Origin of the sequence: Paenibacillus validus NBRC 15382 (assembly GCF_004000985.1) — a bacterium.
Lineage (GTDB): Bacteria > Bacillota > Bacilli > Paenibacillales > NBRC-103111 > Paenibacillus_G > Paenibacillus_G validus.
The window spans coordinates 76,512-99,686 of sequence record NZ_BIMH01000008.1 but is presented as its reverse complement, the minus strand read 5'-3'; the positions used below and the strand labels follow the sequence as shown (position 1 = coordinate 99,686).

The 23,175-nt window shown below is 53.4% G+C and carries 22 protein-coding genes and 1 riboswitch; of the genes, 4 read left to right on the top strand and 18 right to left on the bottom strand.

Annotation, left to right across the window (positions count from 1 at the left end; genetic code table 11):
- The 10 genes from PVA01S_RS08355 to PVA01S_RS08310 form a co-directional block, all read right to left on the bottom strand.
- Nucleotides 1-1,707, bottom strand: coding sequence for a sensor histidine kinase (locus PVA01S_RS08355; protein ID WP_127606768.1), 1,707 nt, complete (start codon nt 1,705-1,707; stop codon nt 1-3).
- Nucleotides 1,704-3,032: an ABC transporter substrate-binding protein gene (locus tag PVA01S_RS08350; RefSeq protein ID WP_230876176.1), complete on the bottom strand. Its 1,329-nt coding sequence runs from the start codon at nt 3,030-3,032 to the stop codon at nt 1,704-1,706. Before PVA01S_RS08350 ends, PVA01S_RS08355 begins: the two co-directional genes overlap by 4 nt.
- Nucleotides 3,033-3,218: 186 nt before the next feature.
- Nucleotides 3,219-3,848 (bottom strand): molybdenum cofactor guanylyltransferase, encoded by a 630-nt coding sequence (mobA, locus tag PVA01S_RS08345; protein ID WP_164751774.1) that lies wholly within the window; start codon nt 3,846-3,848, stop codon nt 3,219-3,221.
- Nucleotides 3,845-4,384 carry a molybdopterin-guanine dinucleotide biosynthesis protein B gene (mobB, locus tag PVA01S_RS08340; protein ID WP_054795771.1) on the bottom strand — a complete coding sequence of 180 codons (540 nt, stop codon included), beginning with the start codon at nt 4,382-4,384 and terminating at the stop codon, nt 3,845-3,847. Before mobB ends, mobA begins: the two co-directional genes overlap by 4 nt.
- A gap of 22 nt (nt 4,385-4,406) precedes the next feature.
- On the bottom strand, nt 4,407-5,660 hold the full coding sequence (locus PVA01S_RS08335; protein ID WP_127606764.1) for a molybdopterin molybdotransferase MoeA: 1,254 nt from the start codon (nt 5,658-5,660) through the stop codon (nt 4,407-4,409).
- Nucleotides 5,661-5,829: 169 nt separating this feature from the next.
- Nucleotides 5,830-6,609 (bottom strand): MerR family transcriptional regulator, encoded by a 780-nt coding sequence (locus PVA01S_RS08330; RefSeq protein WP_127606762.1) that lies wholly within the window; start codon nt 6,607-6,609, stop codon nt 5,830-5,832.
- 118 nt (nt 6,610-6,727) lie between these two features.
- On the bottom strand, nt 6,728-7,576 hold the full coding sequence (locus tag PVA01S_RS08325; RefSeq protein ID WP_127606760.1) for a MetQ/NlpA family ABC transporter substrate-binding protein: 849 nt from the start codon (nt 7,574-7,576) through the stop codon (nt 6,728-6,730).
- A gap of 49 nt (nt 7,577-7,625) precedes the next feature.
- The gene (locus PVA01S_RS08320; RefSeq protein ID WP_054795768.1) at nt 7,626-8,288 is read right to left on the bottom strand and encodes a methionine ABC transporter permease; all 663 of its coding nucleotides are present in this window, start codon (nt 8,286-8,288) and stop codon (nt 7,626-7,628) included.
- Nucleotides 8,281-9,297, bottom strand: coding sequence for a methionine ABC transporter ATP-binding protein (locus tag PVA01S_RS08315; protein WP_054795767.1), 1,017 nt, complete (start codon nt 9,295-9,297; stop codon nt 8,281-8,283). The genes PVA01S_RS08320 and PVA01S_RS08315 overlap by 8 nt, the downstream gene beginning before the upstream one ends.
- 306 nt (nt 9,298-9,603) lie before the next feature.
- Entirely contained in the window at nt 9,604-9,852 is a 249-nt protein-coding gene (locus PVA01S_RS08310) for a hypothetical protein (RefSeq protein WP_127606758.1), read from the bottom strand.
- 325 nt (nt 9,853-10,177) lie between these two features.
- Here PVA01S_RS08310 and PVA01S_RS08305 point away from each other — a divergent pair, with 325 nt between their 5' ends.
- The gene (locus PVA01S_RS08305) at nt 10,178-10,480 is read left to right on the top strand and encodes a hypothetical protein (RefSeq protein WP_127606756.1); all 303 of its coding nucleotides are present in this window, start codon (nt 10,178-10,180) and stop codon (nt 10,478-10,480) included.
- Nucleotides 10,481-10,532: 52 nt separating this feature from the next.
- Here PVA01S_RS08305 and PVA01S_RS08300 read toward each other — a convergent pair whose 3' ends face one another.
- The 3 genes from PVA01S_RS08300 to PVA01S_RS08290 form a co-directional block, all read right to left on the bottom strand.
- On the bottom strand, nt 10,533-11,042 hold the full coding sequence (locus PVA01S_RS08300; RefSeq protein WP_127606754.1) for a metallophosphoesterase: 510 nt from the start codon (nt 11,040-11,042) through the stop codon (nt 10,533-10,535).
- A gap of 85 nt (nt 11,043-11,127) precedes the next feature.
- Nucleotides 11,128-11,547 (bottom strand): DUF1284 domain-containing protein, encoded by a 420-nt coding sequence (locus tag PVA01S_RS08295; RefSeq protein ID WP_127606752.1) that lies wholly within the window; start codon nt 11,545-11,547, stop codon nt 11,128-11,130.
- 81 nt (nt 11,548-11,628) lie between these two features.
- Nucleotides 11,629-11,889 (bottom strand): YqkE family protein, encoded by a 261-nt coding sequence (locus tag PVA01S_RS08290; protein WP_127606852.1) that lies wholly within the window; start codon nt 11,887-11,889, stop codon nt 11,629-11,631.
- Nucleotides 11,890-12,054: 165 nt separating this feature from the next.
- Here PVA01S_RS08290 and PVA01S_RS08285 point away from each other — a divergent pair, with 165 nt between their 5' ends.
- Nucleotides 12,055-13,065: an LLM class flavin-dependent oxidoreductase gene (locus PVA01S_RS08285; RefSeq protein ID WP_127606750.1), complete on the top strand. Its 1,011-nt coding sequence runs from the start codon at nt 12,055-12,057 to the stop codon at nt 13,063-13,065.
- A gap of 285 nt (nt 13,066-13,350) precedes the next feature.
- Here the strand turns inward: PVA01S_RS08285 and mreB are convergent, their stop codons facing one another.
- Nucleotides 13,351-14,418 carry a rod shape-determining protein gene (gene mreB, locus PVA01S_RS08280; protein WP_127606748.1) on the bottom strand — a complete coding sequence of 356 codons (1,068 nt, stop codon included), beginning with the start codon at nt 14,416-14,418 and terminating at the stop codon, nt 13,351-13,353.
- Nucleotides 14,419-14,595: 177 nt separating this feature from the next.
- Nucleotides 14,596-14,682: riboswitch (cyclic di-GMP riboswitch) on the top strand.
- A 94-nt stretch (nt 14,683-14,776) separates the two neighbouring features.
- Between mreB and PVA01S_RS08275 the strand changes: the two genes are divergently transcribed.
- On the top strand, nt 14,777-17,680 hold the full coding sequence (locus tag PVA01S_RS08275; protein ID WP_164751773.1) for an EAL domain-containing protein: 2,904 nt from the start codon (nt 14,777-14,779) through the stop codon (nt 17,678-17,680).
- 72 nt (nt 17,681-17,752) lie between these two features.
- On the opposite strand, the gene PVA01S_RS08270 is transcribed toward PVA01S_RS08275, so the two are convergent.
- Complete coding sequence (locus PVA01S_RS08270) at nt 17,753-19,078, bottom strand: hemolysin family protein (protein ID WP_127606744.1); 1,326 nt, start codon at nt 19,076-19,078, stop codon at nt 17,753-17,755.
- A 257-nt stretch (nt 19,079-19,335) separates the two neighbouring features.
- On the opposite strand from PVA01S_RS08270, the gene PVA01S_RS08265 reads away from it, so the two are divergent.
- Complete coding sequence (locus tag PVA01S_RS08265; RefSeq protein ID WP_127606742.1) at nt 19,336-20,109, top strand: DUF1836 domain-containing protein; 774 nt, start codon at nt 19,336-19,338, stop codon at nt 20,107-20,109.
- Nucleotides 20,110-20,242: 133 nt separating this feature from the next.
- On the opposite strand, the gene PVA01S_RS08260 is transcribed toward PVA01S_RS08265, so the two are convergent.
- The 3 genes from PVA01S_RS08260 to PVA01S_RS08250 all read right to left on the bottom strand — a co-directional run bounded on the left by PVA01S_RS08260 (nt 20,243) and on the right by PVA01S_RS08250 (nt 22,884).
- A complete protein-coding gene (locus PVA01S_RS08260; protein WP_054799122.1) occupies nt 20,243-20,833 on the bottom strand; it encodes a fumarylacetoacetate hydrolase family protein in 591 nt (196 codons plus the stop codon).
- 129 nt (nt 20,834-20,962) lie between these two features.
- A complete protein-coding gene (rbsK, locus tag PVA01S_RS08255; RefSeq protein ID WP_054795759.1) occupies nt 20,963-21,883 on the bottom strand; it encodes a ribokinase in 921 nt (306 codons plus the stop codon).
- A complete protein-coding gene (locus PVA01S_RS08250; protein ID WP_127606738.1) occupies nt 21,880-22,884 on the bottom strand; it encodes a LacI family DNA-binding transcriptional regulator in 1,005 nt (334 codons plus the stop codon). The genes rbsK and PVA01S_RS08250 overlap by 4 nt, the downstream gene beginning before the upstream one ends.
- Between the last annotated feature and the right edge of the window lie 291 nt (nt 22,885-23,175).

Below are 23,175 nucleotides of genomic sequence, written 5' to 3'. Positions count from 1 at the left end.
CTATTCCTCCTTGGATAAAGCGGTCTTGTCCTCCCAAATCAGTTCAACGCGAAATCCGTTTAGCGGCGATTGCGAGAAATATAAGCCGGACGTTCCTTCGTACAGGTGAATCAACCGCTGATGAATGTTCCACAAGCCGCAGCCCGTTTCTTCTTCCAAAGGCTCGGCGACTCTTCGCTGCAGCTCCTCCAGCTTGTCCGCCGAAATACCGACGCCGTTATCGTCGACAATAATCTTGTTGATCCCGTTCACCCGTTCGCCCTTCACTTGAATCACGCCGAATTGAAGGCTGTTTTCTACCCCGTGGATCACCGCGTTTTCAACCAACGGTTGAATCAACAAGCGCGGAATTTCAAGCGTCTGCATCTCCTCCGGGATGTCGATTTCGTAGTGTAAGCGCTGTAAGCGGAGCGTCTGGATCATCAAGTAATTTTCGATCAGCTTGACTTCTTCCTTGAGCTTCGTCATCGTGCTCTCCAGCCTTGTCGTGTACCGGTAATATTCGCCCAGGTTCAGCGACATCGCCACCACCGCTTCCTTATCGCCCAGATTAGCCATGTTCTTGATATAAAATAAACAGTTGTACAAAAAGTGCGGATTGATTTGCGATTGCAGCTGCTTCAGCGTAGCTTCCCTCGAGCGGAGCGTTTCCTTATATACCTTCTCGATAAGCTCTTGAATCTTCTCCGCCATTTCGTTGAAGCTGATGAACAGAAAGTCGAATTCATTGTTCGGCTGCTGCTTGAGCCTGGCGGAATACTGGCCGTCCTTAATGCGCTGCACGCCCCGTATCAGCAGCTGAATGGGCCGCTGCACGTTTCGGTACAACAGCAGGGTAACCAGAAGACTCATCGCCGTCAGCAAGCCGATGGACGTATAAAATAAATTTCGGCTGGTAATGATGGGCGCGAAGATGCTTTCCAGCGGGACAATATCGACCAGATACCACCCGAGACTTTCGGAGCGAATATAATTGACGATATATTTCTGCTTGTTGAGCGATACGGTAATACTGCCGCTGTGCTGAAGCTCCTGACGGTCCAACTGCTCGACGACCCGGCCGACCAGCGTCCGGTCTGCCGTGTAGTTCAGGATCGGCTCCATCCCGGATTGATACAGGAAAGGCTCCCGCTTGTCCCCCTGCTTCAATAAATTCAGCATGTTCTTGATGTTATCATCCGTAAATCGAATCTCAATGTACAGGTTGGGAATATCCGATTCCTTGATTCTGGAAAAAAACGTTTGGTACATCCCGTAAGTAAGCGCGCTGCGATGCGACCACTTCTTCAACTCCGGATTCCGGAGATAGTTCTCGTCGTATTGGACCGAGTAATCGGTAGAGATGATCTCCTTGGAATCGAGCAAATATAAGATGATCTGATTGTTCCAGGCGCTTGTCGCAATTTGCATGTTCAGCATGTCGACAATCCGCATTTGCCGCTGCAGCTGAACGAGCGGCTTGCTCGTGTTCCGCCCGTCCAAATATTCTTTAATGCTGTAATCCCGACTGGCTGTCACCGAATATTTGGTTAATTGGTCGATCATCATCTCCATTTGGCTCATGAAGAAGGCAAGCCGGTTCCGGTTTCCTTCCTCCACCGTTTGGCGGACTACATTAACGCTTACCTGATTCGAATACATGTACAAAAGAATAATCGGAATAAGCAAAGAAATGACGAGCGTGATGACTTTTCCGAACGTATTCATCGGCTCTTCTCCTTGTCGATGAGCGATTGAAAGCTGATGTTGGCCTTGTCCGCGGCGGCCTTAATATCTTCACCCAACAAGCCCTGAATGACAATATCCCCGATGATCTCGCGGGCCTCGCCTACATTGATCACCTGCGGGCGGTCGTGCCCCACTCCGACCCGCATCGATTCCGTAACAACAGGAATATACGCAGCCGGAAACCCGGAAACGCCTTGAGGATCATTCCATACCGACTGGCGGGCGCCGGGATTTCCCCGCTGCTGGGAATGCATCACGAGGTCTTTGCTCGTCGCCCACTGGATGAAGCTCCATGCCGCCTCCTTGCGGCCCGATGCGGCGCTCATCGCCAACCCCCAAGCGGTTATATTAAAAGGCTTGGCGCCGGCTTGTCCCGCAGGAAACATCGCATACCCGATCTTGTCGCCGATCGCCGATTGACCGGAATTGATGACATTGGTATAGATCGCGCTGGCATCGGTATACAAAGCCGCTTTGCCTAACGCGAAAACGCCTGCGGCTTGCTGCCAGCCCATATTAAAGACACCGGGGGGCCCATAATTTTTCAACAACCGGATATATCGGGTCATCCCCCTGATCGCTTCCGGCGTATTGATCGCCGCAAGATCGTTCTTCTGAAAATCCCCGCCCTCGGAATACAGGAAGGAGGAGAGCTGCGTAACCAAAGCGTTTCTTTGGCCCCTGGCGACAAAGCCGTAAACGCCACTGGCCGGATCGTGCAGCCGGCGTGCAGCCGCTTCAAGCTCATCCAGCGTCCGGGGAACGGCCAGCCCGGCCTGCTCGAATAAATCCTTCCGGTAATATAAAATTTGCTGCTCGGTAGACAGCGGGATCGAGGTTAACCGCCCCCCGGTTGTCGTCGAATCAATGGCCGATTGAAAGAAATCGTCAAAGTCATAGCCCGGATCTCTTCGTACGTATTCGTCCAAGGGCTGCAGCCATCCGTTCTTATCAAACAGCCTGAGCTCTTCCAGCGGGCGGATCATGAACACATCGGGACTTGAACTGCCCGCCGTAAGCTGGACCGAGAGCTTCTGGCTCAGCTGTTCATTGGTAAAGCTGAGCAGATCTACTTTAAGGCCGGTTTGGGCTTCAAATTCCGGAAGCAGGGACTTGATCGTATCCGCGGCCGCGCTGTTCCCCATATAGACCGTGATGCTTTGTCCGGTAAACGGGTTGCCTGCTGCAGGGCTAGTAGGATCCGAGACGTCACGGTCCGCGGCGGCGCTGCAGCCGATCACCGCACCTGCCGTCAGCAGCATGCAGCTAATTAGAGCGATCCGGCGAGTAGCCTTCATAGACATCGTACCTTTTGGCCTCCTAAACATGCTTACTATTCATTTTATGGGCTTTCTTAAATTTAGATATGCTATTTATTTAACAATGGGGATATTAAATTAGCAACGTGGAACCGGCAGGAAACATTCTCCATATGCGCACCCGTCCAATAAAAGAATGAAAACGCCGCCCCCCTAGGGAACGACGTTCGATTACAAGGAGCGGTCCGCTCTAGCTTCCGCCTTAGCCGCGCACCGGGCGTACTGCTCCGGATCGTTAAAGCTGAGCGCGAAATCGATGTCCAATCCGGCTGCGGCCAGCTCCTGTTCCGTCGCGAAGTCAGCCCCGATCTCATGCAGCCAGCGAATCAAGCCGGTGGAGCCCCCGCGGATTCGCGCTTCCACGGACGGCAGGCACGTTCTGCGGTACAGCCCGTGCAGCGGATGCGCCTGTTCCCCGGCGCACGGGATGACCGCCGGTGCAGCGCCCGCTTCGAGCCGCCGCAGCAGCCATGCCGCGACCCTCGACGAGACGAACGGCATGTCGCATCCGACGACCCAATGATAATCGTGCGACGAACCCGACAAAGCCGCATGCAGGCCGCTCATCGGCCCCTTATGCGGGATGATGTCGGCGATCAGCTCCGCGCCAGATCCGACCGCTGCAGCGTAAAGCTCCGGTTCGTTCGCGACGACGACGACGCTGTCGCAAACCTTATGCATCTCCGCAACCGTACGCCCGATCAGAGGCTGCCCGGCGATCGGCATCAGCCCTTTCGCCTGCCCCATACGCGTATTGAGGCCGCCGGCCACGATGACGCCCTTCAACATACGGCGCTTCATCGCTTCTCCTCCTGCCCGCCCGCGATATCGAGCCCGAATTTGTCCGCAACGACGCGAAGCAGCGCCTCCGTGTCGTCGATCGCCACGATAGGCGTTCCCCCTGCATGGGGGGCCGCCTGCTCCGGAGCAAGCCATGCCGCGACGGCGATCGGATGGGATACCCGGCCGATCAACGCCAGATCCCCGGCTTCCCGGACGATCACGATTTTCGGGTAATCCTCGGACTTAAAGCCCTCCACCACCACGATATCCAGATGCGCCATCCGCTGTACCAGCTCGTTCAAGGCAAGCGGCCGCTGCTCCAGGATGAACGTCCGCCCTCCGCCGTCCGAGGTGATGGCCACGGCCTCCGCTCCCGCTTCGCGGTGCTGCCATGTATCCTTGCCCGGCAGGTCGATCTCGAAGTCGTGCGCATCGTGCTTGATCGTACCGACCGAATACCCTGCCGCGCGGAACAGGCGGATGAGACGGCACGTGAGTGTCGTTTTGCCCGTATTCTTATACCCGACGACTTGAAAAACCGCTTTCGTTGCCATCCGATTCCTCGTCCTTCCGCCTCTAGCTTAATAGCAGCACGTCGACCAAATCCCCCGGCTGAAGCCCGCTGCCTCCGGCCGGGATCACGATGAGCGCCGTCGTATCTTTAATGGAAATGAGGCTGCCCGATTGATTGTGCCGATGCGTGACCGCATATACTCGCCCTTCGGCAAAAGACAGCGTCCCCCGCACATAACGGGGATAGTTGTTCACCTTCGGAAACCCTTCGCCCAGCAGCGCGCGGATGCGCTGCAGCGCCGGACCGGCCGTTCCCTGCATCGCCGCCAAGGCCGGACGCACGAACAGCTCGAACCCGACAAAACAAGCGCCCGGGTTGCCCGAAAGCGCGAAAATCAGCTTCCCGTTCAACACGCCCGCACTGGTCGGACTGCCGGGGCGCATCGCCACCTTCGTAAACAGCGTCGTCCCCTCCCAGGAGACAAGCCAGTCGGCGAGCACGTCGTAATCCCCGACGGAAACGCCCCCGCTCGTAATAACGGCGTCGGCTTGCGCCAGCGCTTCAAGGATCGCGGCCCGCACATGCTCCAGCTCATCCGCGGCCGTCTCCAGCACGAGCGGGATGCCGCCCAACGCGCGCACCCGCTCGGCCAGCATCCAGGCGTTGCTGTTGCGGATTTTGCCCGGTTCCAGCGGCGCGTCCGCCGGCAGCAACTCGGAGCCCGTGGACAGGATCGCGATCGTCGGACGGCGGTATACCGGCACTTCCGTGATGCCGAAGACGGCGAGCAGCGCAGTCTCGCCTGCGCCTATGACACGCCCTTCTTCCAGCAGCAGCTCCGCTTCGCTCACCTCCGAACCGATCCCGGACACGTTCGTGCCCGAAACAAGCGGCTTCATAACCGAGATGCAGGCCGCACCGTCCCGCTCGATCGTCTCCGTCATCTCAAACATGACGACCGTATCCGCTCCTTCGGGCAGCATGGCCCCGGTCATGATTCTCGACGTTTGGCCGCTGGCCACAGGGCGCTCCGGCACGCAGCCGCACGGGATGTGCTCGACGACCTCGAGCACGACGGGCGTGTCTCTGCTAGCCGCGGCGAGATCCGCCGCCCTTACCGCATAGCCGTCCATCCCCGACCGGCGGAAGGCCGGATACGGATGCGGTGCGGCGATCCGCGCCGCCACCCGTCGGCCGGACGCTTGCGCCAGTGGAACCGTCTCTGTCTCCAGCACGCGAACATGCGCTTGAATGCGGTTCAGCGCTTCTTCCACCTGAACGGTGTCCCGGTTGTATTTCCCGCTTAGGTTCGGCATCCTTCCGTTCCCCTCTTCGCTTTCTTCGACTTGTTAACAAAATTTTATCATTCCGCTTGGTAAAAGGACAGCGTTTATCGCACAAAATGTTGCCGGCGTATGCCGCTGCAAACATAGCGGAGCTGCGACGCTTGGTTAGCGTATCCTCCGCCCTTCGCTTTGCTTCTTTTCAACCCGGCTCGCCTTCCCTTTCTTCCCGGTCGCAGTATACATGCATCGCTTTTTGCAAGAAAGCGGCATACCCCGGCTTGTTCTTATCGAGGTTGGCAGTGAACCGACCATCGGTCACGTATAAATCCCCGAGACCGCGGAAAATCTCCAACGTACAATCGTAAAAATGTTCGGTGATGTACTGCCTCAGCTCTCCCACGCCTTCCTGTACCTCCGGGTCGGCCGGGCCGCGCTCCATGGCGGCGATAATTTTCGCGTTGATGGCCTCGTTCCTTGCCGTTATTCGCGCCCAATCTTCCTTCGTGTACGCGTTGGTCCGTTTCTCGATCGCGTCCATCGTCGCATCGCCGTATGTTTGCCGCGCTTCCGCGGCGTACTTTTTCTTGTGCTCCTCAATCGGCGTCATGTCGAAGCCCTCGAACAGTTCCTTGTCGCTCATTGCGCTCCCTCCTTCAATGGATTGGATCGTCCGGGTCACAGTGTCGATCATACCGTCAAGCCGCCGTTTCTTCTCCAGCAGCAGCTCCCGGTGCGCCTCGAGCGCGCTTTTCCGGTCAAAGCCGGGGCTATCCAGGATGGCTTTAATTTCGTTCAACGAGAACCCGATTTCACGGAAAAATAAAATTTGCTGCAGCCGTTCCATTTCCCGTTCCGTGTAGAAACGGTAGCCGGCCGAATTAACCGCCCCCGGCGTCAGCAGACCGATCTCATCGTAGTGATGCAGTGTGCGCACGCTCACCCCGGCGATCTCGGACACTTCCTTCACTTTATACGGCATCTCGTTCACCTCCCCCATTCATCGTAATCCATCACGCAACGTGAGGGTCAAGGATAAGAAAAAAGCAGAACCGTATTTCCGTATAGGAAATGCGTTCTGCTTGCTTCTTCGTCCAATCTTACTTAAACGCAGGCACAACCGCGCCATTGTATTTATCGTTAATAAACTTCTTCGTATCTTCGGAATTCAGCGCTTTCGCCAGCTTCTGGATCGCCTCCGAATCCTTGTTGTCCGGACGGGAGACGAGAATGTTCACATACGGCGAATCCTGGCCTTCGATAAACAGCGCGTCCTTCGTCGGCACGAGCTTCGCTTCAAGCGCATAGTTCGTGTTGATGAGCGCCAGATCGACTTCACCGAGCACGCGCGGCAGCATAGCGGCCTCAAGCTCTTTAATGGTCAGCTTTTTCTTGTATTCGACGATATCCTTGACAGTCCCCTTGACGCCGACGCCGTCTTTCAGCTTGATCAGGTTGTTCTTCTCCAACAGCGCAAGCGCGCGGCCTCCGTTGGACGGGTCGTTCGGGATCGCGACGGTGGCGCCGTCTTTGAGCTCCTCGATTTTCTTAATCTTTTGCGAGTAAGCGCCGAACGGCTCGATGTGGACGCCGGTGACGGTGACGAGGTTCATGTTTTTATCCTTGTTGAACTGCTCCAGGTAAGGCGTATGCTGGAAGAAGTTGGCATCCAGCTGCTTTTCGAACACCTGTACGTTAGGCTGCACATAGTCGGTGAATTCTTTCACCTCGAGGTTAACGCCCTGCTCCTTCAGCTTGGCTTTGACCGAGTTCAAAATTTCAGCATGCGGCACAGCGGTTGCGCCGACCTTCAGTGTGACTTCTTTCTTCTCTCCGCCTGCGGCGCCCGCAGCGGGGGTGTTCGCGCTTGGCGCTGCTTCCTTCTGGCCGCAAGCGGCGATTGTGAAGGCGAGTACAGCGGATAATGCGGTAATCATGACTTTTTTCATTTCGAATTCCTCCCCATTTTTAACTGAACGATATCTATTTAGTAAATCCTTATTTCCGCTGGTATCTCCGCACGAGCCGGTCGCCCAGAGTTTGCAGGATTTGAACTAACGCGAGCAAAACGAGCACGGTGACGATCATCACCGTCGTTTGGAACCGCTGGTACCCGTAGCGAATCGCGAGATCGCCAAGACCGCCGCCTCCGATAACGCCCGACATCGCCGTGTAGGAGACGAGCGTCACGGCCGTGATCGTGATCGCCGCGATCAAGCCGGGACGGGCTTCAGGCAGCAGGACGCGGCTCACAATCTGTCCGTACGACGCGCCCATCGCCTGCGCCGCTTCGATAACCCCGCGGTCGACTTCGCGCAGCGCCGTTTCGACGAGCCGCGCGAAGAAGGGCGCGGCTGCAATCACGAGCGGCGGGATTGAGCCGGGAACGCCGATCGAGGTGCCGACAAGCAGCTTCGTGAACGGAATCACCATGATCATCAGGATGATGAAGGGTACGGACCGCAGCACATTGACGACCAGCGAGAGCACGCCGTACACCGTCCCGTGCTGAAGCATCTGGCCGCGCGAGGTCAGAAAGAGCAGGATGCCCAGCGGCAGCCCGATCAGCACCGTGAAAACGGTAGACAGCCCGAGCATGGTCAGCGTATCGAGCGTGGCACGGCCGATCTCCGTCCAATCGAGCTCCATCAGCTTATCCATAGCGGATCACCTCCACATCGAGACCGCGGCTGCGCAGCAGGGCTACCGTCTCCTCCGCGTCCGCCCGGCCGCCTTGAATTTCGACCACCATCTGTCCGTATGGCGTGTCCTTGATCCGGGAAATCGTCCCCTGCAGAATAACGAGCGGCACGCTGGCCTCCCGCATCGTTTCATACAGAATCGGCGCATACGTCTGTTCGCCCAAATACGTGATCCGCACGATCGTCCGCTCGTGCGCCGGCGAAGAGGCGGCCTGCAGCGGCTCCGAGCTGTCCGACAGCTGCTCCACGAACTCGCGCGTCGTCGGATGCTGCGGCTTCAGGAACACATCGGTCACGGGCCCGAGCTCTACGATTTTACCGCCGTCGATCACCGCCACCCGGTCGCAGATGGAGCGGATCACGTGCATCTCGTGCGTGATGAGCACGATCGTAATATGCAGCTTGCGGTTAATATCGAGCAGCAGCGCCAGAATCGAATTCGTCGTCTGCGGGTCCAAGGCGGACGTCGCCTCATCGCACAGCAGCACCTTCGGACTCGTCGCGAGCGCACGGGCGATGCCGACCCGCTGCTTCTGCCCGCCGGACAGCTGCGCCGGGTATTTCGCGCCATGCTCTTCCAGCCCGACCAGCTGCAGCAGCTCGCGCACACGGCGCTCCACCGCGCCCGGCTGCTGCTTCGCGAGCCTTAACGGGAACGCGATGTTATCCGCAACGGTAGCGGAAGAAAGCAGATTGAAATGCTGAAAGATCATCCCGATCGAGCTGCGCTCCTGCTGCAGCCGCCGGCCGTTCAACGCCGTCATCTCTACCCCGTCGACGAATACTTGTCCGCCTGTCGGCTGCTCCAGCACGTTAATCGTGCGAATCAGCGTGCTCTTTCCGGCGCCGGAGTGCCCGATAATCCCGAAGATTTCGCCTTTGTTGACCGTGAGATCGATATTCCGCAGCGCCGCAATGGAACGGTCGCCGACCTGGTAGGTTTTCGATACGTTGCTCAGTTGGATCATGTCTTGTCGCACCTCATATGTTAAAGCACTGGCGTATAATTCCTAAGGGTTTGGCTAAATGGTGCGCCGATCTCATAGAATTTATACGCGAAGGGTATCCCCCATGCCATATGGCCCTTGGGCCATTAAATCTTTGATATGATACTAGCAAATCAGCCACCTGTCAATACCCTAGATTTTCCAACAACAGAAAAGACATTCCCGGGTACGAGAATGTCTCCGCTGTACGGATGACTTAATTCATACTAATTTAATAGGAATAGTGATATAATAGCACCGCGCATTTTCCCCTGTCAATAGACCGCTTTACCGCTGTTCCGCAGTTAACCGTTCATACAGGAAGTCCACGACGTGCTCCGCCTTCATCCGCTCCGTCATGCCTTCCAGCACGTGGCTCACATCCTTCACCCGCTCGGCAAAATCATTCGCCGCCTCCGCATACGCCGGATCGTCGTGCAGCAAGTGCCGTACTATCGCGGGATACAGAGGCAGGGGCGTTGGAGCCCCGCCTACGGGGACCGGACGCAGCCGGGCGGGCAAACGCAGTCCGTCCACGGAAACGGCTTTTAGTAAAATGTGTAAATGATTTGTTACATAAATGAAATCTAATTTTCATCTGTCTTTAAGCTTCCCCGCCTATAATAGAACTCGACCCCCTTTTGATATATAAACTTTTAAGACCCGCAAGCCTTGCGCTCGCGGGTCTCTTTCTGTCTTGCCCACCTGCTCGTTCTCTGTGCTCTGTTGTTTTGTTGCCCTGCCCCTCTGTTTCTCTATTCCATCATTCCCCATGACGTCCTGGGCGAAGATCGCAACCCGACGATCGTCTTGATATAATGAACAGTAACTTACCACTGTGCAAAGGATGAGATAGCGGCGCATGGCATTCGGAATTAAACGAGAAGAATTGACGGCGTGGAAGGAAGCGGTGACGCGCGGGGAAATCGCTTATTTGACGCATTATTGGCTGGACCCGCGGTTTCCGGGCATTACGTCGGTGACCAAGGTAGGTTGTGCGGATCTCGAACGGCTCGAGGCATGGTGCCGCGGCAACGGCCTGAATCCCGCGTATATCCATAACCGCCCGCCCTATCCGCACTACGATCTGATCGGACCGAAACAGAAGGAAATATTGCGCCGGGAGCGGTTATGGGATCATTTGGAGCGCTTTAAGCTGTTATAAACCAGACACGGGGCCGCGGCGGGGAGCAGGCGGCAAGAAAGGCAGCTCCGGCTCACTGTTCTTCGCTCGGCACAACCCTGGCCTTAATCGTGTCGAAAGGAACCGGTGTATAGTCCCAATGCTCGACGCTAACGTTGACGTACTGTGTCCCCTCGTACTTTTGCCCGTGGATGTGACCGTGAATGTTCACGTAGGGCATATGCTTGTTCATGTACATCGGCTCGTGGGACAGGAAGAAAAATCCGCCGTACACGATCGGATACTCGCTTACTTCATCGAACCCGGCGTCGAGCCACCAGCGGCGGCCGCGGCCCCGGTCGTGGTTGCCGAGAATCAGCACTTTGTACCCGTTAAGAGCGGACACGATCTGCTTCGTTTTCTCCATATTTAAGAACGAGAAATCGCCCAGATGAAACACCTGATCGTCCTTCCCCACCACAGCGTTCCACTTCTCCGTCATGACTCGCGTCATCTCTTCGCTACCGGTAAACGGCCTCGATTCGAAATCGATAATGTGCTTGTGGCCGAAGTGATGATCGGAGATCATAAATACGTTCGCCATCGTATCCCCCCTGTCGATCCTTAATACTGCCTCTAACCATCGGTTCCCTCATTCGATCCGGAATCGCATCGCAGCCCGGCACCGGCTACGCCCCTACCGGAGGCAGCTCCTCGCCCCGCTTGATTCGCTGCACGCCGTCCTCGCATACCCCGTACGGCTCCCAAGGGCAGCCGGCGCAGATCCGCCCGATGTCGCCTGCCTCCATCGTCTCATCGACCGCGCCGCATACGTCGGCCCAGCTCATCTCGCGGCCGACCCGCAGCCCGAGCTTCTCCAGCACGCGCGAATCGCGATGCGCTACGCTCGTTTCTTCGCAGTGCGGGGGCTTGTCCTTCGGATATGCGGCGCAGATGTCGTCCGGCCCCTCCACCAGCACGACCCGCGTCTGCGGCTGTTCACGAAGCCGCTCATAGATCGCCGTCATGTTGGTGCAAAAGTCGGGCGAGTAGCCCATCCCCCGGTAGCCTAGCAAACATAATAAATGATGCCCTCGAAGTCGAATCATCCGGTGTCCCATCCTTCCCCTTACTTGCGGTCCGTGGTGTCATGAAACAACAGGCTGCCCCGCGGGCAGCCTGATCTTCTCTTACTTATATTGGCGCCAGTCGAGACCGCTGTTGTTCAGCAAATGATCAAAGTCGTTCTCGAGACGCTTCTCTTCGGCCTTGCGGGCTTCCGCCGCTTTTTGCTTGGCGGCTTCCTCGCGTTTAGCCGCTTCCGCTTTCATATCGTCCGCCTGCGCCTTCAGCTTGTTCACGATATCCGGATTCAGAAGATCCTTCAACGTGGCCGGTTTATCGGAAGTAGCCGGCTGAGCGGCGGATGTCGGCCGTTTTTTCTTGACCATATCCATCACCTCGGTTTCATCCACATTATAGCAGGTTTCACCGGGTCGCACTACTGCGCGGTCCCCCGGCAATGGTTCGCATTTACTTATTAAAAATACATCGCTTGCTAAAATATAGTGAATTCATTACTCTTAGATTTAGAACATGAATCGGAGGTGCGAACCATGAAACTCGGAATTTTGGATCAATGCCAAGTCGGCGAAGGACAAACCGCCGCGGATGCGTTGAAGGAAACGACGCGGCTGGCGCAAGAAGCGGACCGGCTCGGCTATGCCCGATACTGGGTATCCGAGCATCACGGCAGCAGGATGCTGGCCTTCTCCAGTCCGGAGGTGCTGATCGCTCACCTGGCCGCGGCGACCTCGCGCATCCGTGTGGGCTCGGGCGGCGTGATGCTGCCTCATTACAGCTCTTATAAAGTGGCGGAAAACTTCAAGCTGCTTGAGGCGCTTCATCCGAACCGCATCGATCTCGGACTCGGCCGCGCACCGGGAGGCATGCCGCTGGCGACGCGAGCGCTGCAGGAGCATAAATATGTAGACACGGACCGCTATCCCCAGCAAGTCGCCGATTTAACGGGGTTCTTGTACGAATCGCTGCCTCCCGATCATCCGTACGCCAAATTGCAGGCGGCGCCTTCGATCGCAACCGCTCCCGACTTGTGGCTGCTCGGTTCAAGCGATGAGAGCGCCAAAATCGCGGCCCAACAGGGGACAGCCTACGGATTCGCGCAGTTCTTCGGCGCGCCCGGCGGGGAAGCGGCGATCCGGTATTACCGGGAGCACTTTCAACCGTCGAGCTTGAACGATCGTCCGCGAGCCCTTGCTGCGGTCCTGGTCGTATGCGCCGATACGGAGGACGAAGCGAACCGGTTGGCGACAAGCTCGGATCTGTTCTTCCTTCGCTTGGGCAGCGGCCTCGACCAGCATGCCTTCCCTTCCGTACAGACGGCTATGGACTATCCGTATACGGAATACGACCTGCTGCGCATTCGCGGGGCCCGTGAGCGCCGCTTCGTAGGCACGCCCGACCGCGTCAAGGCCCAACTGCTCGATTTTGCCGAGCGGTACGGCACCGATGAACTGATGATCGTCTCCCCGATTCACAACTTCGGCGCACGCGTACACTCCTACCGTCTGCTGGCCGACGCCTTCGGGCTTCCGCAGACGCCATGAACCGAACAAGCGACCGCTCCCCGATACAGACCGGGAACGGTCGCTTGCTCGATCTATCCGGTCCCGGCGACTTCCGCCCGGGATAACCGACTCTCTTTTAACCTGTGTATAACCTCGATTGTGGATATGTTAATGAATGTACTAAAACCTATGCACAGGAAGATGAGATAGCCTGTTAGTAATGTGTATAAGCCTGTGAATAACGCAGGTCATTTCCTTGTCACGGATGCGGACGATCGTCTTGCCGCCGACCGGCAGCCGCCCCATGGACTGTTCACAGCTTCCTTACATTTCGGCTTGCTGGCCCGCATCCTGCTGCACCGCCGATTCCGGTTTGGCCTCCCGCCACGCCGGTACGCGCTTGCTGTTGTGCGCGCCGAGCATCATGCCGGTGCCAAGAGCGGTACATTCAAGCGGATGCTCGGCAATATGTACGGGAACCCCGGTCTCCTCGCGGATCCGTTCATCAATTCCTTCCAGCAGAGCGCCGCCTCCGCACAGCAGAATCCCCTGCTCCACCACATCCCCGGCAAGCTCGGGCGGGCACCGCTCCAACGTCGCGCGAATAGCTTCGACCAGCAGCTGCAGGAAATCATCCACCACCGTGTATATTTCCCGGGAGCTCAACTGGATCGAACGGGGCAATCCGTTAATCACATCCCGCCCCTTAATGCCGAGAGTACGTTCTTCGGAGGAAGCACGGGCCGTTCCGATTTGTTTCTTGATTTCTTCGGCCGTTCGTTCCCCGATCTCCAGGTTGTACTGCCGTTTCACATAATCCATAATATCTAGGTCAAGAGACATCCCCGCCCGGTTCACCGTATGGCTGGCCACAATGCCCCCGAGCGACAAGATGGCCACTTGACAGCTGCCTCCGCCAATATCGAGCACCAAATGACCGATCGGCTCGTCAATCGGAAGTCCTGCCCCAAGCGCAGCAGCCAGCGGTTCCTCGACCGCAATCGCCCGTTTGGCTCCCTTATGGACGATCGTTTCTTCAACGGCCCGCTTTTGCACATTGGTAATGCCGCAAGGCACGGAAATATATACTTGAGAGCTTCGCAGCAAAGACGAGCGGCCTTGTATTTTTTTGATAAAATGCTGAAGCATGCTGCTGGTCAGATCGAAATTGGCGATGACGCCATTCCTCAAGGGATAGGTGATGTCGACATGAGCGGGAGCTCGTCCGATCATCGCTTGCGCCTCCGCGCCTACGGCCAGCAATTCGCCGGTGCTTTGATGAAAGGCGACTACAGACGGTTCGCTCAGCACGATGCCTTTACCCTGCTCGAAGATCACCGTGTTTGACGTTCCTAAGTCAATACCGTATAACTTGTCAAATCGTTTAAACATGAAACTTCTCCTCCTTTATTGGAAACCCGATGCGCGATTTGGAGGTGGATCAGCCGGATCTTCTATAGTATTCTGCTTCACTTGCAAATTTGAGGGGTAACTAGCAAAAATCGTGAAAATCTTCAAATATTTTTGACAAAATACGACAGATCGTTTATTTTTAAATGATATAGAACTAAATACCTACGGCAAACTCGTTCGAAAGGCGGGGACGCAAAGCCACAGGTCTTCCGCAGTTTCTGCGATGATGGCTGGGTTGCAATTTAAGACACTACCTTTCGGTAGTGTTTTTTGCTTAGTGGGCGGTTTGTCATTCACAAGGTATGGATCAAAACTATCGTGGATGGGAGCAGCTATTTTGTTTACAAGAACTTCTTCACCTGTCGTTTCATTCTTTTACCTGGTCCTGTTGCTGGTCTTGGCTTGTTTGGGAAACATCATGAACCTGTCTCTATTTTATGGAGTCGACTTTATATTCGGCAGCATCTTTGTATGGCTCATCATGAAGCTCTATGGATTTAAATGGGGATTGATCGGGTCTGTTCTCGCAAGCAGCGCTACCTTAATTTTATGGAATCATCCGTATGCTATGCTGGTCTTTATTGCAGAGACGATATTCGTCGGCCTCTTCTACCGGCAGAAGATCAGCAACTTCGTCTTCCTGGTCGCGTTGTTCTGGATCCTGCTGGGCATGCCGATGATCTGGTTATCCTATCATTATGGATTGCAGATGGACGCTACGGCTACGTTGACAGTTATGCTTAAGGATGCTGTCAACAGTATTTTAAATGCTTTGATTGCAAGCCTTATCCTCACTTATTTGAGGGCTCCCATGGGGACCGGTCGAACCTCCAAAAAAACGTCCCGTTCTTTGTACGATATTCTTTTTAACATTTTTGTCGCCTTAATCGTCTTTCCCCTGCTGCTTGTCATGATCATGGTGAGCCGAGAGGAGATTAAGAAAACCGATGCGGCGATTCAGGAAGCGGCGGAACGCCAATCGGAAATCATTGAGAACGATATCAGCAACTGGAGAAACGTTCATGTGTCGGCTGTCGGGCAATTTTCCAATCTCGCGGCTGAAACTGATCTGAACGATGCAGAGGCTCTGCAGAGGCTTACTGCTCATTTTAAACAAATTTTTCCTGATTTTCATAATATGTTCATCACCAATGCTGCAGGAACAACCGTAACCTTCTATCCCTTACATAATATGAACGGCCAACCTACGCTCGGTTTGAACTTCTCGGACAGGCTGTACTTTATACAAAACAAAGAAAGCTTACAGCTTGTCATTTCCGATGTTTTCGCTGGAAGAGGCGGCGTGTCCGAACCCGTCGTAAATATCAGCGCTCCGATCATGAGCGGCCGGCAGTTCCAGGGCATTGCCGGCGGGGCCCTGGATCTCGGTTATATTAGCCAAAGAATTCAAGCACTCACAACATATACGAACATCCATGTTACCATCGTGGACCGCAACCGGCACGTGATCGCCAGCACCCGTTCCGCGAATGCCGTTATGCAGGAATATGACTGGAAAAAAGACGGCGAGATTCACGACTTGAAGGACGGCTTCTACTATTGGCTCCCCAAAAATATCAAAAATCCGATGAAACGGTGGGGAAACTCGTCATACATCAAGATCACGCCGTTATCAGGCCTTGGGGACTGGACCGTCATCGTGGAATCGTCGTTTGCGCCTTATCAGAACGGATTGTACAAGTCCTATATCAAAACACTTACGATCCTGTTGATTTGCGGACTGATCGCAATCATTACGTCCTTCTTCATCAGCCGTTCGATCGTAAGGCCGATCATTCGGTTAGCGCATACGACAACGGACTTACCCAATAAAATATTGGAGAAAAACGCCGTTCATTGGCCCAGCAGCCTATTGACCGAAATTACGATTCTCATTGCGAATTACCGGATCATGGCCGAGAGACTTCACTACATGTTTCGTGAAATTCAGCATCTTGCCTATTACGACCATTTAACAGGCCTTCCCAACCGGGTGCTGTTCAATCAGGAATTGGAAGTTTCGTTAGAGCAGAGTAAACGTAACGGGCAGACGGCAGCCATCCTTTTTATTGATTTTGATCGTTTTAAAGTGATTAACGATACCCTTGGACATCGGAACGGCGACCTTCTGCTGCAGCAAGTCGCGGAAAGGCTGAAAGGCAGCATCGAAAGCAATGATTTCCTCTCTCGTATGGGCGGAGACGAATTTACTGCGGTATTCCCGAACATGACCCGTGAACAAGCCGCCCAAGCCGCGCAAAGCATGCTTGATCTGTTTACCGCTCCTATCCTGATTAGCGGTCACGAAGTGTTCATCACCCCCAGTATCGGAATCAGCATGTATCCGGACGACGGGGAAGATCAGGAAACGCTTCTTAAGAATGCCGATCAAGCGATGTATGCCGCCAAAGACAAGGGCAAGAACATGTATCAATTTTATACGTCCGAAATGGATGAGGCTTCCTGCAATCAAATGACGCTGGAAACCATGATGCGTAAAGCGTTGGATCATGGCGAATTCGAGCTTTACTATCAGCCCAGAATGAATGTAAGGTCAGGAACGTTCAGCGGGCTGGAAGCCTTGATTCGCTGGAGACATGCGGAACGCGGCTGGATTCCTCCGACCGATTTTATTCCTCTGGCTGAAGAGACGGGGCTGATCAATCCGATCGGAGAGTGGGTTTTATATACGGCTTGCGCGCAAAATAAAGCTTGGCAGGATGCCGGATATCCGCCATTTTCCGTTTCCGTCAACCTGTCCGTCAGACAATTCCGGGAACAAAACCTTGTCGAGCTCATCCCCCGGGTACTGCGGGAATCCGGACTGAAGCCGCAATATCTGGAGCTGGAAATTACGGAGAACCTCAGTATGCATCATATGGAATATGTGCTGTCGATATTACATGAGATCAAAAGGTTGGGCGTCAAAATATCCATGGATGACTTCGGGACGGGCTATTCTTCGCTCAGCTATTTAAAAAAGTTTCCGATCGACCATCTTAAAATCGATCAATCCTTCATTCGGGATATCCAGGATCACAAGGAAGACCATTCGATTGTTAAAGCGATTATCGATATGGCGCACAGCCTTGGGATGATTGTCGTGGCGGAAGGCGTAGAAACAGAGGCTCAATCGGCCTTACTGCGCGAGATGAAGTGCGATGAGATTCAGGGCTATTTGATCAGTAAACCTAGTTCAGTAGAGGACATCGAGCACTTCCTGCAAACGGTCAAATTCTGATATCGCGACAAAGTAAGAGGCAATCAACGCGTTTCCACGTGATTGCCTCTAATTCATGAAGAGTTGGTTTAATCAGGCATGGCTTTTCTCTAAAGAAGCATCGTCGGCAACGGTTCTTTGTTTGCTTACTTCGATACGCCGGATACGATGGCTATCCTTCTTTAAGACAACGAAGGTCAACCCGTCATAAGTCCAGGATGTGCCGACTTCGATATCCGGATTGGCCGCGAATAGCCATCCCCCGATGGTGTCAACGCCATCGTTCTCCAAATCGCTACCGAACAGGTCGTTCACTTCACTCAAAAGCACCTTGCCGTCTAAAATATATTTGTCATCCTCAATTTTTTCGATTTCCTTGGCTTCATCGGCATCGAATTCGTCACGAATTTCTCCCACAATCTCCTCAAGGATATCTTCCATGGTGATCAGTCCCGACGTACCGCCGTATTCATCCACGAGAATCGCAATGTGAACCCGTTCTTTTTGCATTTTGGCCAGCAGCGTATTGACTGGCATGTATTCGGGTACCGTAAGTACCGGATGGACCAATTTATTGAAATCGAATGAATCAGGATTGTTATCATAAAGCAGGAAAAAATGTTTGGTGTTCACTATTCCCACAATATTGTCCTTGCTGTCCTTCGCTATAGGAAACCGCGTGTATTGCTCGCGGCGAATGATTTCCAGGTTTTCCTTCAATGTATTATTCGTATACAGACAAATCATGTCCGTTCTCGGAACCATGATTTCTCTTGCCAGCATGTCATCGAAAGCGAAGATGCGGTTCACGTAACCGTACTCCGTTTTATTGATTTTCCCGCTTTGATAGCTTTCCGAAACAATAATCTGAATCTCTTCTTCGGAGTGCGCTTCCTCATGTTCCTTGGCCGGCTTTAAACCGACCATACGAATGAGTGCATTGGCCGACCCGTTTAATAACCAGATGAACGGATACATGATTTTATAAAATAACATGATCGGTTTCGCGACCAGCAAACTGATTTGCTCCGCCTTCTGAATAGCTAACGTTTTCGGCGCCAGCTCGCCAAGCACGACGTGAATATAGGTCATCAGAACGAAAGCGACAAGGAAGGATATTAAGCTGCTTACTTCAGCCCCAAGACCGAACGCATCAAACAGCGGATGCAGCAATTTCTCAACGGTCGGTTCACCCAGCCATCCAAGTCCCAAAGCCGTAATCGTAATCCCCAATTGGCACGCGGAAAGATACCCGTCGAGATTACTTTGAACTTTTTGCACCGCGATCGCATTATTTCGTCCTTCCGAGACCAACTGGTCTACCCGGCTGCCCCGTAACTTAATAATGGCAAACTCCGTCGCGACGAAAAATGCGGTAAGCAAAATAAGAACGGCTACAAGAAACAAATTTAGGCCCATATCAACCTTCCTTAGTCTATAATATTAGGATCACTCACATTTGAGAGTTCTTATGAACTTATTATATATTACGTCTTATGAATAATAAAACGGTATATAGGGCTGAATTCACCCTGTTTACGTTCTTTTCGTATTAAAGTTAACCCTAACAGGCATTTTTCATTCATTATCTCCCTTTGACAAACTCATACGAAACGTTTTATGATGAGTTCAATTGAACTCATAAAGATTGAAATGATGTAGAAGGAGAAGTTTTCATGGAGACTTTCACATTAACGCGTAAAGAAATGGCGATTATCCTCCTCTCCTTGAAAGGAAGAGCTACCCGATCTCCCCTCACTGTTCTGCAGGAGGCATGGAAAAAAAACCACCAGGCGGACATGGAGCACGGCACATCCCTATCCGCTTTTCTTTCTACCCATCTTCCCCCCGTGCTTGAGAAAATGATCAAGCATAATCGGGTTGAAGGCTTTTCTCTGCAAGACATCGTCTCTCTTGGCAATCAAATCGAATATACCAATATGTCCATTACCTCGATGCAGAATTGGGTAAAACGAGATTTCAAGGATTTTTTAGGTTCTCCCAAAGTAGGCAAAAAATATTCGGTCGATCAAGCCGCCATGCTTTTTATCATAGACGATCTAAAAAACTGCCTGGATTTCGAATCCATCCGGAAGCTGTTTGAAATTATATTCCAGCAGCCTGACGACGAGACTGACGACCTGCTGGCGCCTGCTGACTTATATGCGACCTACTCCCGTCTGTTCGAAGAGCTTGATGCGAACAACGATCAGCTGCTCGACGTTCAAGGACATGACTCGGGCAAGCGCAACCATGACGCTTTAACGGAATCGACCATTCGCCAGAAGGCGAATCAATTTGCGTGCAGCATGGAACATTTGAACCCTCAGCAAAGGGAAGCCGTCCGAAACATGCTGATGATTGCCATGGTCTCTGTTCAGACCGCTTATTTCCACTCCTTGGCGAGAAGGTATTTAAACGCTACGTTATTTCTTCATAACTTGAATTAACCGAAACTTTACGCGATGACTCCGTATCCGCAAGCAGTAAGGAAAACACAAACATCCCGATCCGCTTGTTACCTGACGGATCGGGATGTTTGTTTGGATAAGCTGTGAGCCGCTGCGGCTTGTATGCTCCGTATTAGGAACGAACCTTGTTTGTGACAACGCCCAACTGCGGACTGCGAATTTCGATCTTGTCTCCCGGCTGAATCTCAAACGGGCCTGCGGGTGTCCCCGTCAGAATAATATCCCCCTGCTCCAAGGTAATAATGGAAGAAAAATAAGCGAGGATACGGGCAAAAGAGAAGCCCATCTCGGAAGCGGACGCCGATTGCTTTAATTCTCCGTTCTGGTAACTTTCGATACGAATGGAAAGCGGATCGTCCACCTTAACGAATGTCCCGAGCGGGGTGAACGTATCATAAATTTTCCCTTCGCCCATCACCTTCGGACCGACGGCCGTTAAATCGTTGGCGATTGCGTACCCGCCAACCGCGGACAAATCGGCCATTTCCTCCTCGGTAACGTTACGCAAGGTACGGTTGACCAGCAGGGCAATTTCCACCTCTGCAATCACTTTCTCAGCCTGGCTCGGGATTTGAATCTCCTGACCGTCGCGTACAATCGTTGTCATCGGCTTCAGGAACAGATGAGGAACGTGATCCGGCGGGAAATTCTTCGCTTTCAGCAATGCCGGATAATGGGGCCCGATGCCGATTATTTTTGCCATGGTCTTGTCTCCTTTCATAAATCAGGAAAAAATCGAAATGAAAACCTCTTTAGGATACACTTATTCTTCGCCAGGCTGCAAATTTTTTTCAATATGGGCTACCGGGCCATCCCCTTCGTTGACTGATCCTTAAGCGTTGTCTACGGCAAATCGCTGAACTTCTTCCAGCGTCGGCAATGAACTTTGCGCGCCCGGGCGAGTGACCGTGATGGCCGCTACGATTTGCGCCTGCTTGACCGCCATATCGATATCCCGGTTCTTCACGTAGCTTGCCGTAAAGCCGCCGATGAAGCTATCTCCTGCAGCCGTCGTATCCTTTGCCTTCACTTGATGGGCCGGATACAGCTGGAAACGGTCTTTATCCACATAGCAGCACCCCTTGTCGCCCAGCGTGACCAGAACCGCTTTCACTCCTTTGGCCAGAAGGGACCGGGCCGCTTCCTGGAGACTACGTTCATCCGCAATCTCCATCCCGGATATTTCCGACAATTCATGTTCATTGGGGATCAAGATATCGACGTTCTTCAACATCTCTTCCTCCATGATTTTCGCTGGAGCCGGATTTAAAATGGTTGTTTTGCCGGCTTCCTTCGCCAATTGAAGGGCGCAGTTTACGGTTTCCATGGGAACTTCCAGCTGCAGCACGACCATCTCGCATTGTTCGATAACGTGTCTTTGGTTCCGGATATCGTCCGGCGTCAGGTCAAAGTTCGCCCCCGGGACGACAACGATATGGTTTTTCCCGCTTTGGTTCACCGTCACTAATGCGACTCCCGTTCTATTCGGAGAAGTTAGAATATGCCGGGCGTCTACATTACTTTCTTTCAAAGAATCGAGCAGGGCGGAAGCATAAGAATCCGCTCCGACTTTGCCGATCATACCGACCGAGGCCTGCAGCTTTCCGATCGCTACCGCTTGATTGGCGCCCTTGCCGCCGGCTATTTCCGAGAACCCTGTTCCCAGAATGGTCTGGCCTTCATGAGGCATTTCCTCGACATTGATCACAATGTCCATATTCAGACTTCCAATAACTACGATATTTGGATTCATAAGCTCGTGTCCTTTCTTGTTGAATCTCTCGGGATTAAGGTTACCTCTAATTCATGAACCTTATTTTCCACATCGACCCCATTGACTTTCTGAATAAGCAGCTTGGTTGCTAACGCGCCAAGTTCATAGATCGGCTGGGCGACGGTCGTGATTTCCGGTTCGACAGCCTCTGTCAGATGAATCCCGTCAAACCCGCAAACAGCCACTTGCTCCGGTACCTTGATCCCCATCCGAAGCAGCGTCTTTAATACGCCTACCGCCATCAGGTCATTACCTACGAAAATCCCGTCGACATCCGGGTGCCGCTGCATTAACTCTTTCGCAGCAGACATTCCGCCGTCCAGACGAAAATTCCCCGGCACCATCAAGGTCGGCGTGTACCACCCAAAATCTTTAACCGTCTCCTCGTATCCTTTAAGCCGCTCTTTGGCCGTCAAGATCTCCTGCGGACCGTAGATATGCGCAATCTTCCTGGATCCCCTATCCAGTAAATGCCGGACGGCCATCCTGGCCCCTTCCAAATTGTTCGAACGAACAACGCTGCACGCTTCTCCAACAGGAGCACGATCCAGCACCACGAATGGGATCTTGTTGCTTCTCAAGCGGACGACGTCATCCCTTTGCAGCGTATGTGAAGAGAAAATAATGCCATCGACATACCGCTGCTTCAAAACCTCGATGTACGACTTCTCCTTGTCTCCCTGATCGTCCGAATTGCCAAAAAGTACGGTATACCCATACGAACGGGCCACATCCTCGACAGCTCTCGCCAATTCAGGGAAGAACGGGTTCGTTATATTCGGGAGTATTAGGGCGATCGTTCCCGTCTTTTTACTCGCCAGCCCTCTTGCAACAGCATTGGGTTCATACTGCAATTTCTGTATGGCCTGTTTCACCTTGTGTTCGGTTTCTTGATTCACATAGCCATTCTTGTTCAATACGCGGGATACCGTTGAAGCGGACACCCCGGATAATTTCGCTACATCCCGGATCGTTGTCACTGACAGCCCCCTTTCCCAAACGGGTGCATGATAGCCCCAATAATATGAAACCGGTACCACACGAAGTAAAAATAGACCTCGACCAATCCAAATCAAGGAAGAGCCGGAACTCGATTATTCGGCCTACACGGGTCATGAAACCGGTACCATACTTTATGTTTACGAGTATACGTTGGAATCATTTTACTGTCAACACCTATCCATGAGGCTGCCCATACCACTGGTTTCCCTTAGGGAACCGGTACCACATCAACGGCACAAGCGGAAAATGAAAAAGCCACTTTCAACAAG

What these genes read in the sequence shown, in the direction of transcription:
- PVA01S_RS08355 (WP_127606768.1), bottom strand. Translation starts at nt 1,707, where the DNA reads ATGAATACGTTCGGAAAAGTCATCACGCTCGTCATTTCTTTGCTTATT.
- PVA01S_RS08285 (WP_127606750.1), top strand. Translation starts at nt 12,055, where the DNA reads ATGAAACTCGGAATTTTGGATCAATGCCAAGTCGGCGAAGGACAAACC.
- mobA (WP_164751774.1), bottom strand. Translation starts at nt 3,848, where the DNA reads ATGAAGCGCCGTATGTTGAAGGGCGTCATCGTGGCCGGCGGCCTCAAT.
- PVA01S_RS08290 (WP_127606852.1), bottom strand. Translation starts at nt 11,889, where the DNA reads ATGGTCAAGAAAAAACGGCCGACATCCGCCGCTCAGCCGGCTACTTCC.
- PVA01S_RS08305 (WP_127606756.1), top strand. Translation starts at nt 10,178, where the DNA reads ATGGCATTCGGAATTAAACGAGAAGAATTGACGGCGTGGAAGGAAGCG.
- PVA01S_RS08300 (WP_127606754.1), bottom strand. Translation starts at nt 11,042, where the DNA reads ATGGCGAACGTATTTATGATCTCCGATCATCACTTCGGCCACAAGCAC.
- PVA01S_RS08295 (WP_127606752.1), bottom strand. Translation starts at nt 11,547, where the DNA reads ATGATTCGACTTCGAGGGCATCATTTATTATGTTTGCTAGGCTACCGG.
- PVA01S_RS08315 (WP_054795767.1), bottom strand. Translation starts at nt 9,297, where the DNA reads ATGATCCAACTGAGCAACGTATCGAAAACCTACCAGGTCGGCGACCGT.
- mobB (WP_054795771.1), bottom strand. Translation starts at nt 4,384, where the DNA reads ATGGCAACGAAAGCGGTTTTTCAAGTCGTCGGGTATAAGAATACGGGC.
- PVA01S_RS08330 (WP_127606762.1), bottom strand. Translation starts at nt 6,609, where the DNA reads ATGCCGTATAAAGTGAAGGAAGTGTCCGAGATCGCCGGGGTGAGCGTG.
- PVA01S_RS08325 (WP_127606760.1), bottom strand. Translation starts at nt 7,576, where the DNA reads ATGAAAAAAGTCATGATTACCGCATTATCCGCTGTACTCGCCTTCACA.
- rbsK (WP_054795759.1), bottom strand. Translation starts at nt 21,883, where the DNA reads ATGAATCCAAATATCGTAGTTATTGGAAGTCTGAATATGGACATTGTG.
- PVA01S_RS08260 (WP_054799122.1), bottom strand. Translation starts at nt 20,833, where the DNA reads ATGGCAAAAATAATCGGCATCGGGCCCCATTATCCGGCATTGCTGAAA.
- PVA01S_RS08335 (WP_127606764.1), bottom strand. Translation starts at nt 5,660, where the DNA reads ATGCCGAACCTAAGCGGGAAATACAACCGGGACACCGTTCAGGTGGAA.
- PVA01S_RS08270 (WP_127606744.1), bottom strand. Translation starts at nt 19,078, where the DNA reads ATGGGCCTAAATTTGTTTCTTGTAGCCGTTCTTATTTTGCTTACCGCA.
- PVA01S_RS08265 (WP_127606742.1), top strand. Translation starts at nt 19,336, where the DNA reads ATGGAGACTTTCACATTAACGCGTAAAGAAATGGCGATTATCCTCCTC.
- mreB (WP_127606748.1), bottom strand. Translation starts at nt 14,418, where the DNA reads ATGTTTAAACGATTTGACAAGTTATACGGTATTGACTTAGGAACGTCA.
- PVA01S_RS08320 (WP_054795768.1), bottom strand. Translation starts at nt 8,288, where the DNA reads ATGGATAAGCTGATGGAGCTCGATTGGACGGAGATCGGCCGTGCCACG.
- PVA01S_RS08350 (WP_230876176.1), bottom strand. Translation starts at nt 3,032, where the DNA reads ATGTCTATGAAGGCTACTCGCCGGATCGCTCTAATTAGCTGCATGCTG.